We start from the raw sequence: 9,761 nt of genomic DNA on the forward strand, positions 1-9,761 counted from the left end.
TGGTATCAATTGAACAAGACAGGATAAAAGACATTTTTCAACGCGATGGATAATTTCCCACTACCCTCTAGGTAGCAACTTTTGTGCCTTAGGGGGGGAGGGTCTGCCGGTGAGGTTCTAGCAGAGAAACGATGGCTTTTTTCCGTTCACAGAAGCGTCTGAATTTTTTTAAAAACATCGCCCGTCTTAAAAGAGATTCTTCTTCCGGACGAACCTGGAATACCGTTTGACTACCGATCACAATAAGCTTCCGGGCGGCACGGGTTAAGGCCACATTCAATCGATTGGGGCTGAGGAGGAATTCCGATTCGGCCAGGATGTAGTCAGGATCTGAAGCGGTAAGGGAAATAAGAATGACCTCTCGTTCCTGTCCCTGGATACGCTCTACTGTATCCACCAGGGGTAAGGATAGAGTCAGGCGTTCCTCCATTTCGATCTGTTGGGTTTGGAAGAGCCCGGTCAGTCGGGTTATGATTTCATTGTTTTGGGCCCGATGGGGCGTGATAATAGCCAAATTCTGAGGGGGGATTTGATAATCCAGAACCAACCGCCGGGTCAGATCAACGATGAGTTCAGCTTCCAGGAGATTTCGTTGCTGAGAGAGATCGTCAAACATTTCGACAAGTACCACCGGTTTGAGGGGATCCAAGATTTCGTCTATCCGGGAAGCCCAGGGCTTAGGATCCTTCGGGGTCTCCAATTTGGGGCTTTGAACCTCAGACTTTAGAGTTGGAAGCTTGAGTTGGGCGTTCTGGGGATGAGGTTTGAGGCGGTTGTAATAGAAAGTTAGACTGGGGAATTCAGTCAATTCTTTATTCATTCGACGGGTCTGGGTCAGCATTACCGTACAGGATCGATAACCGGTTCGACTTTTAAGATACTCAAAAATAGAGCGATGGTAATACTCTTCCTCGGGATAGGTTCCCTGTACAATGGGCGGCATTTGATTTTCATCCCCCACAAATAGAAATCTGCCTTTGCCGTATAACATGGCTAAGATGGCCAGAGGAACCGTGACTTGAGAGGCTTCATCGAAAACTACCAGGTCAAAGAGGGATTCAAATGCGTCTCCCGAAGTCCAGTAGTTCTTGTCCTTAACAGCCGAGTAAATCCCCTGAGGGGTGGCGCCTAAAATATAGTAGGGATCCTGAGGAAAAAGCCTTCCCCATCGTCCGATTTCCTGGACTCTAACACCCTGTCTGGAATTGGATAGTTCGATTTCTGGGTTTAATTCCTCGGCTTCCCCTCCGGCAGAGTTAAGCTTGTAAAGGGGACAGAGGGCCTGACCTCCCATAAAGGTATTCAAATGGGAAGCCACTTTACTTAAAACGTTGTTAATGGCCTTATGAGAACCTGCGCTTACCAAGATCCGCAAAGGACGTTGCTCGCGCTGGGCGAGGAGTATCTGGGCGATAAGAATCCAGGCAAGAACGTGGGTTTTTCCGGTCCCGGGAGGCCCCTGAATAAGGGAAAGATCGTATGTAAAGGGGAGAAGAAAGGCCTGTTCCTGAGAGGAATCGAAATCAAGAACCTTTCTCAAGGGTTCCATCCAGGCCATGGCCTGGCTCCGGAAAGAAGTATTTTCTTTCCCACCATATTTGCCATTAAGAAGATCAAAGAAATTAAAGGGCGAGTTTTCAGAAAATGCCCGGTTCACCGCATGCCAGACTTTAGAAAAGGTAAAGTCATCCAGATCTTCATCCAAGGTATACCGGGCCTGGGGATCTATGACCAGAGGCCCTTTTCCTCTGGGTATCAGGACCAATTGGAGTTTTCGAGGATCGTTCCGGACGAGGATCACACTCTGACCTCCCTGAAGGGAGTTCGAAATCCGAAGTTCGGAGTTTAAACCCTGAACCGGCCCCATGGGATTGAGCCTCAAAAATTCATTATCCCGAAACTTCGACTGGGCCCCCGAGGCACCATAGGAGAAGACATAGCCCTGTCTTCCGGAAGGAAGTATTTGAGTGTTAAGAAATTTAAGCATGGCAATGCAGCGATACTGGGCTACCCGTTCACTTACCGAAAGTCGTTGAAACTGCCGGATTTCCTGAATTTTGAGGTCTCTCTCGGTTTTAAGAAAGGTCAAAAGCTTTCCTTTCAAGGAAGTCCACTCCCCGGGAAGCGGTTCCAAAGCCATGGAGGTCTTGGCTCGAGGCCATGTCAGGGTAGATCTAAGATACCCATAAATATGGGCTGTTGCCAGGAGGTTGAAAGCCACACGGGCCAGCATCTGATCCTGATACTGGCTTCGTTGAATGGGATCTGTTGTTTGCCAGTACAATTGCGGAAGGGAGAGAGATTCAGGGTTTTCATCAAACTGAAGACCGGGTTCCGAATAACCAAGAACCCGGGCAACCTGGGGAAGGGTATAGGCAGATTCCACGGGTAAGGCAAGGGTTTGTTGCAAGACCTGATGAAGATTTGCATAGTGACCCTGGGCATTAAAAATAAGCTGTTGAAGTAAAGTTCTCAACTCTCCCATCCTTCCGCTTCCCCATTCCTCTGTCCCCCCCTTCTCCCACTCTCCTAAAAAGTACTTCTCCCAAATCCTTTGTAACTGTCGCTTTTCGTAGCTGTCATAAAGAAAAATATGGGCCATCTTTCCCTGATCCTGACAATCCTTCCAGATTTGATGTAGGCAGATTAAGAAGCGTTCAAAGGTTTGCCTTTCTTCTTCAGGACGGGAAGCTAAAAATATCTCGAGCCGATCTTCTTTTCCAGATTCCCGAACTAAAAGGCCGTACAGATAAAGGATCTGTTGCACGGGATCTGTGTCTACCTGGATATATATCTCTACCTGGATATTATGGGGGATCAGATGGGAAACTGATTCTTTAACGATAATCCGATTTTCCTTTAAAGCCTGGGCATGGAGCTGAATCTGCCTGGCAGAACGGGAAAGAATCCAATCTTCTCGATAAGCGCTTGGATCCAGAGAGGTTGCCGCCTGATCAACCGTTGTGATTCCATCCCGGAGAAGCCTTCGCTTCTGTGATCGGCGTAGAAACGGGATAAGAGAAAGATCGGCCTTTCTCCGGGCTTCTTCCTGACAATGCTTAAAATATCCGCATGACCCGCATTTAAAGTCCAGATGCCAGGCCGCTTCTTGGAGATCTTTGGAAAGAATTCGGGCAATTTCCTTAAAAACATCTTCCAGGGCATAACGAAAAGGCTCCAGATCAAAGCTTTCCTCCGAATAAAGCCCCGGGTCCCAGACCTCTGATCCTGAGTTCCCCACTTCCTGTGGATTAGAATTTGGAAGTGGAACGATAAAGCCGCGCTCTGGATAGTAAAGGGTTTCTCCAGGATAGAGACTTCGATAGGTGAAATAGAGAAGGTGGGAGTACAGGGTCACCTGATATTTCTGATAAAGTTTGGGTTGCAGACTGGCTTTGATATCCCCGACTTCATAGATTGCATGCCCATCAGGGGTGGTTTTATCGGTCCGTTTTTTGAGTAGGTCGGGATAACCGTGCACCATGACCGGAAGATGGGCATAAACCTGTCGAAATAAACCTGCCGGATAGAGGTAGGCCTGATAAATGAGATCTGCTTTTCCTTCTCGAATCAGTTCCCGGGTCTGCTCTGCTGCATCAGGCCCTTTCACCTCTACGATCTGAAGTCCCTGGCGATAGTACCATTGAAGAACCCTCTTCTCATGTTCTAAACCCCGGACCCTCAACCGGGAGTCCATTTCTACTTTAACCGGTTTTCTTGGATCCTCGTCGGGAAGCAGGTGATAATAGACCTGGCGTTCACAGTTATGGTAAATATACTGTCCGAGAATAGTAGGAGTTAAAGCCTTAAATTTTTCCACAATTTTAACAGTCAGCCAGCATCTTCCCCGGGGTTAGGGTTTCCTTCCTGACCTCTCTACTCCAGGGAAAGGAGCCTGGAAGTTAAAATCTCTTCCCCTGTAGAGGGGGGAAAAGGGTCCTGAGGTTCCAACCCAGGAGATTTAATTCTACAAAACCCTCTACTCCTTCTATTTGCTGTGCTTCAAGTGCGCTTCGATCTGACCTTTGGTAAAGGGACTTACAGATTCTGCGATCATGACGTTTACACAGGCCGGAAGGCCGGATTTAAAAGCCCGTTCCAGGGCGGGTTGTAATTGTTCGGGCTTTTCTACAAACTCCCCATGACCCCCCAGGGCTTCTACCACCTTGTCGTATCGAACCATGCCCAGATCACATCCGATGACACGGTCCTTTCCGTAAATGGCTTTCTGTAACTCCCGTTCTAATCCCCAACCCCGGTCATTACCGATGACGACGACAATAGGCAACTTATGCCGAATGGCCGTGTGGAATTCCCATCCGAAGAAGGCGAAGGCTCCATCTCCAGTTAAAACCACAACCTGTTTGTCCGGCCTTGCCAGTTTGGTTGCAATGGCGAAGGGAATAGAAGCCCCTATAGCAGCCAGAGGCCCCAAACGGAGCCAGTGACCCGGTTTATGGGCCGATAAAGCCAGACGACACCAGTGGACAAAATCTCCCCCATCAAACACCAGGGTGGTATCCTCATCCAACATCTTCTTGACTTCCCGACAGAGACGCAGAGGGTGAATAGGGATTTCATCGGAGTTCTCATAGGGTGCGAATTGTTCTTTACCGTCCTGGGCTACCTTCCGAAGGTACTCAATCCAGGCTTTTCTTCCCCAACCTTTTTTCTCCTCTGCCGTGGTGATAAGTTGCTTCAAGGTGCTTTTAGCATCGGCTAAAATTCCTATTTCCAGCTCTCGATTCTTCCCCAACTCTCCGGGGTAAGTATCCACCTGAATCAGTTTAGCCTTTGGATCAAAAAATCCAGGACCTCCATATTTTAGGCGGAAATCTATTCGTTTTCCCAAAACCAACACCACATCGGCCTGTTTAATTTCTTTGGCAACCGGATTAAAAGCCGTATCGGCATAGCCAAAACAGAGGGGATGAAAATCTGAAACAATTCCCCGTGCCATCCCTATGGTAAACAGAGGAATCTGGGTCAATTCAATAAACTTCTGTAACTCAAGGGATGCCTGCGCCCACCAGACTCCAGAACCTGCTATACAGACCGGTCTTTCGGCAGTTTTGAGAAGGGCAACGGCTTTTTCAATCAGATCCGGGTCTGCCGATGATCCTTGCAGGATCCGATACCTCTCCCTTGCAGGGAAGGAAATGGAAGATTCCTCCACTTCTGCCGTGGCCACATCCACCGGGATATTCAAATTGACAGGACCTGGACGTCCCGATACGGCCTCACGGTAAGCGGCGGCTATATATTCGGGGATCCTCTTGACCTCAGTAACTTCCCGAACCCATTTTGTCACCGGTTTCGACATACCCATCTGATCCATCTCCTGGAGAGCGTTCTTTTCCTTGAGGTATTGATTGAATTGACCACTGATCAAAATGACGGGACTTCCGGCCAGATAAGCCGTAGCCAACCCGGTCATGGCATTGGTATGACCGGGGCCTCCAGTAACCACCGCTACACCGGGTTCTCCGGTCACCCGGGCCCAGGCATCGGCCATATGGACAGCCGCCGATTCGTGCCGGGTATCGATAACCTCAACCCCGTAATCCAGACAGGCATTAAAAATCGGATTAATATGATCTCCACAGAGTCCAAAAATTCTCTTAACCCCTTCCCGTTTAAGGCTTTTAACAATAAGGTGTCCTCCTGTTAAAGTTCCCATATTTCTCCTTTTTTCCCTGTATCATAAAGGTCTTTTTCACATTCTTGCCTCAGGATTATTCCCCACAATTTTTTAGCATAATTTCCCGGTTTTTCCCTGTCAAATAAAACCTTTGGGATTTTTTAAATGGAAAAAACGATAGGAAGAATTCAAACAAAATTCGAGAAGATCGAAAATATGAGGGAAGAAACCCGTTTTATGGAGAGAAAACGGGTTTCTTAAAATGAAAGGAATCCTTAGGATGGAAGTGGTTTGTATCCGGTTACTTTACTTAGAATCCGTTTCAAAGGCTTCCTTGACCATTTGTTGGAGTTCGCCCCGGGCATAGAGCTCCCGGGTAATATCACATCCGCCGATAAATTTCCCGTTAATAAAAACCTGGGGGATGGTAGGCCAGTTTGTAAACCGCTTGATCCCCTCTCGAATCTCTTCATCTTCCAGTACGTCCACCGTTTCAAAGGGATAACCCAATTCCTCAAAAACCTCCACAGTTGCTGCTGAGAAACCGCATCGAGGGAAATCTCTGGTCCCTTTCATATAGATAAGGATTTTGTTATTGGCAACCTGGGATTTAATTTTCTCCATAACATTTTCTGACATAATTTTTACCTCCTTTTGAGAGAGATGCATTTCGCTCCTTCATTTTAACCTTAAACAGAAAAAATGACTTTGACTACGAACCTCGTCGCCACTGTTCAGGGGTATACGTTTTTAGAGCAAGGGCATGGATATCACCGGCCATGACCTCTCGAAGGGCGTCATAAACAAGTCGATGTTGGTCGACAAGCCCTTTTCCTTCAAATTCTGAAGAGACCACAATGGCCTGAAAATGATCTCCACCACCGGTCATGTCCTCTACATGCACCAGGGACCCAGGTAATGCTTGCTCAATGGCAGCTTTAATTTTATCAGGATCCAGCATACCGTACGCTCCTCCCATGTTTGCTCATTGAATAAGATCGTTAAATTCCTTATATAAAGATAGGTCTTGGAGACGAGATAAGCAAGGAGTGAGATTTAACAATTATGAGCTTGACAGATTCCGTGGGGAACGATTTAAATTATCTGTATTCGGGGATACAAGGATATTTTATTTTGACTGATTTTTGATACCATTTCCGGGTTAGGATAAGGCCCTGGGGGGAGGAATTAAAGTCTGGGATAGTGTATCCCACACAGGCATCAAGCTTAATCATTCTGCGATTTTATGATGACAACCTATGAGGTAGGAATTATCGGTGCAGGAACCATGGGAAGTGCTGCAGCTTTTCACCTGGCTAAACGGGGTCATCAGGTTATTGCCTTTGAACAATTTCAGGTGGTCCATGACTTTGGAAGCCATAGTGGGAGGACCCGGATTATTCGCCATGCCTATCATGAGTCTCCGGATTACGTGCCTTTAGTTTTACGGGCAGATGAGCTCTGGCTTGAACTGGAGAAAATCCATGGACAGACTTTATTGATTCGTACCGGTGGGCTTGATATGGGACCGGCGGGTTGTTCATTTGTTCAAGGTGCCCTCGAAGCCTGTAAGGTCCATCACCTCCCCTATGAACCTTTAAAGGCCGGAGAGATCATGAAACGATGGCCTGCCTTTCAAATCCCGGATAACTGGGAGGCCTGCTACAATGCCCAGGCAGGATTTCTCATGGTGGATCGATGTATTCAGGCCCATATTCAGGAGGCCAGGGCAAAAGGAGCCAGGGTCTGTGAAGGAGAGAGGGTTCTTTCTTTTGAAGATCAGGGCACTCAGGTACAGGTTAGAACCGACCGGGATATTTATACCGTTGGTCGCCTCATTGTATGTGCGGGTTCCTGGACCTCCTGGCTCCTTAAAAGCCTTGGATTGCCCCTGGTGGTCCGGCGTAAAACCCTGGCCTGGTTTCGTCCCAGAAACCCGGCAGATTTTGTACCGGAAAAGTTCCCTATTTTTATCACAGAGAGTGAAGAAGGGGCTATCTATGGACTCCCTCTGCACGATCATCCGGGGGTCAAAATGGCGAACCATTACGGTGGAACCCCTACACATCCAGATCAGGTAGATAGAACCTTTCAGGAAACGGACGTGACGGAAGTAAAGAATTTTATCCGAAAATATCTACCCGGCCTGACCGGGGAGATCCTTGAAGGGAAGATCTGCCTGTATACCTTAACCCCCGATGAGCATTTTATTATTGACTTTTATCCGGGTAAATCCCATATTGTCATCGCAGCCGGTTTTTCCGGCCATGGCTTTAAATTTGCTCCAGTTGTAGGAGAAATTTTGGCCGATCTGGCCATAGAAGGAAGGACGCGTTATTCTATCGACAGGTTCCGAATTTCAAGGTTTTTTTAACTTCCTGACCCTATAAAGTTATTCTTTCCGGCCCTCTCAGGGAATTGAATAAAGATGATGAAGAAGACCTTACAGAGAATAGATCTTAAACCCGAACGCCAACCGGCAGCAGGATGTGTGGTAGTCTTACACGGTCGAGGAACCAACGGCTATGACCTTGTTCCCATCGTTCAAGCTTTTAGGCTTCCAAGACTTCGATACCTCTTTCCCCATGCCCCCTTTCCGGTCCCCTTTATTTGGGAAGGGAGAGCCTGGTATGAGCTTCCTCCCTATGATCGGGAGGGAATTCTGGAAAGTCGTCAGCTTCTTTTTAACCTACTTGAAGAACTGGAAGGAGAGGGTCTCTCTTCCGGTCAGATTGCCCTGATGGGTTTCTCTCAAGGGGCCGTAATGAGTTTAGATGTGGGGGTCCGTTATCCCCACAGACTGGCCGGAATCATTGCTTTAAGCGGGTATCTTCCTTTCCCTGAAAGCTTACATCAAGAGAAATCTCCGGTTTCTCAAGGACTCCCCGTTCTTCTCGCCCATGGGACCGAAGATCCTGTGGTCCCCATTTTGGGATCGCGGCAAGCGGCTCAGATTCTCAAAGAGGAAGAATTTTCCGTACGCCTCCTGGAGTATCGTATGGGACATGAGGTAATCCCGGAAGAAGTAGCAGAAATCCGAAGGTTTCTGCAGGACCTCTTCCCGGATTACCTTTAGGAAATAACTTCTTTGGCAGCCAGGGCCTTTTGAATCATTTCCCTGGCCTCTTCCAGCTCAATACTTGAAGCAAGGGCCAGTTCTTTGGCCAGCTCTTCAGAAGACGCCTCATAAAGTTGCCTCTCGGACCCGGGTTTCAACAGCCCACTCTGAAAAAACTTATAAAGAGTCGATACCACCAGAGCCAGCCCTCGAACACTGCCTACCCTTAAAGCCTGTATCTGTTCCTCGTACCTCTCAGAAGCCGTTTTATTCAGATTTATGTCGGAGGGACCTTCCCGAAGTATTTTCATAATCTCCGGAATATCCTTTTTCTCCATAACCTTTCGAAGTCCTAACTTTGCACTGGAGCTTACCGGAATATACACTATCATCTGTGCTTCCCGTCTTTTCAGTTTTACCTTGTAAAACAATTTCCTTTGACCGTCAAAATCCTTATAGGTAACATCTACGATCTCTCCCTGGCCGATACGAGGGTAAACAACTCGATCTCCTTTCTTAAATCGCATGGAAGATCTATGGTTTAAGCAACCTGGCGAAATCGCCATGTGCTAAGGCCGCCTTTCCTCGGCCTAGAATCTCCCCTGAAGGCCCTTCCCGGGTACCCTCAATGCCGTTGCCTGACTTTAATTTCTTTATAAGAGGTATCAGAAACCAATTTTAAACAATTTGGACCACCCGGAGTTGAATTTTCCCCAACAGAAAATACCAGAATTTTAACCCCGCAGATCAAAATAACTCTTTAAGTTCAACAACTTACAACTTACCTCCTATTTAGGAAGACTATCTTATTTAACAAAGTTTGTCAACTTTTATTTTTTAAAACTAAAATTACCTGGCGTCACTACCTGGTAAAGTTAATTTTGGGTTATTCTCTTCCCCCCTCACCCCCTGTCCTCCAGTCTAACCATTACCCACATTTTTTCATTTCAGGGGATTAATAACTGGTTTAGCTATCTTGCTGGTTGAGTAGCGAAATGCATTGAATCTCCTTCGTGAGGGCAAGCTCCCTCTTTTTGCAAGGTGGGTCAACCGGGACGGTTG

Annotated in this window: 7 protein-coding genes; 2 read left to right on the forward strand and 5 right to left on the reverse strand. The window is 47.3% G+C overall.

All coding sequences use genetic code 11. The features are described from left to right. Nucleotides 1–88: 88 nt before the first annotated feature. The 4 genes from VNM22_11580 to VNM22_11595 form a co-directional block, all read right to left on the reverse strand. Nucleotides 89–3,820, reverse strand: coding sequence for an AAA domain-containing protein (locus tag VNM22_11580; GenBank protein HWP47794.1), 3,732 nt, complete (start codon nt 3,818–3,820; stop codon nt 89–91). Between the two features lie 168 nt (nt 3,821–3,988). Beyond that, entirely contained in the window at nt 3,989–5,680 is a 1,692-nt protein-coding gene (locus tag VNM22_11585) for a thiamine pyrophosphate-binding protein (GenBank protein ID HWP47795.1), read from the reverse strand. Nucleotides 5,681–5,947: 267 nt separating this feature from the next. Then, nucleotides 5,948–6,280 (reverse strand): Grx4 family monothiol glutaredoxin, encoded by a 333-nt coding sequence (grxD, locus tag VNM22_11590; protein HWP47796.1) that lies wholly within the window; start codon nt 6,278–6,280, stop codon nt 5,948–5,950. Nucleotides 6,281–6,353: 73 nt separating this feature from the next. Next, nucleotides 6,354–6,602, reverse strand: coding sequence for a BolA/IbaG family iron-sulfur metabolism protein (locus VNM22_11595; GenBank protein ID HWP47797.1), 249 nt, complete (start codon nt 6,600–6,602; stop codon nt 6,354–6,356). Nucleotides 6,603–6,887: 285 nt separating this feature from the next. Here VNM22_11595 and solA point away from each other — a divergent pair, with 285 nt between their 5' ends. Together solA and VNM22_11605 are read left to right on the forward strand one after the other, a co-directional pair. After that, nucleotides 6,888–8,015, forward strand: coding sequence for an N-methyl-L-tryptophan oxidase (gene solA / locus VNM22_11600; GenBank protein ID HWP47798.1), 1,128 nt, complete (start codon nt 6,888–6,890; stop codon nt 8,013–8,015). Between the two features lie 54 nt (nt 8,016–8,069). Then, entirely contained in the window at nt 8,070–8,717 is a 648-nt protein-coding gene (locus tag VNM22_11605) for a hypothetical protein (protein ID HWP47799.1), read from the forward strand. Here the strand turns inward: VNM22_11605 and VNM22_11610 are convergent. After that, on the reverse strand, nt 8,714–9,265 hold the full coding sequence (locus VNM22_11610; GenBank protein ID HWP47800.1) for a CarD family transcriptional regulator: 552 nt from the start codon (nt 9,263–9,265) through the stop codon (nt 8,714–8,716). The two genes, VNM22_11605 and VNM22_11610, sit on opposite strands and share 4 nt — an antisense overlap. Nucleotides 9,266–9,761: the final 496 nt, after the last annotated feature.

The organism is Candidatus Limnocylindrales bacterium (genome assembly GCA_035559535.1).
Lineage (GTDB): Bacteria > Moduliflexota > Moduliflexia > Moduliflexales > JAUQPW01 > JAUQPW01.

Excerpts from the sequence above, each read along its gene's own strand:
- VNM22_11610 (HWP47800.1), bottom strand. The coding sequence starts at position 9,265 with ATGGCGATTTCGCCAGGTTGCTTAAACCATAGATCTTCCATGCGATTT.
- VNM22_11605 (HWP47799.1), top strand. The coding sequence starts at position 8,070 with ATGATGAAGAAGACCTTACAGAGAATAGATCTTAAACCCGAACGCCAA.
- VNM22_11585 (HWP47795.1), bottom strand. The coding sequence starts at position 5,680 with ATGGGAACTTTAACAGGAGGACACCTTATTGTTAAAAGCCTTAAACGG.
- VNM22_11595 (HWP47797.1), bottom strand. The coding sequence starts at position 6,602 with ATGCTGGATCCTGATAAAATTAAAGCTGCCATTGAGCAAGCATTACCT.
- solA (HWP47798.1), top strand. The coding sequence starts at position 6,888 with ATGATGACAACCTATGAGGTAGGAATTATCGGTGCAGGAACCATGGGA.
- grxD (HWP47796.1), bottom strand. The coding sequence starts at position 6,280 with ATGTCAGAAAATGTTATGGAGAAAATTAAATCCCAGGTTGCCAATAAC.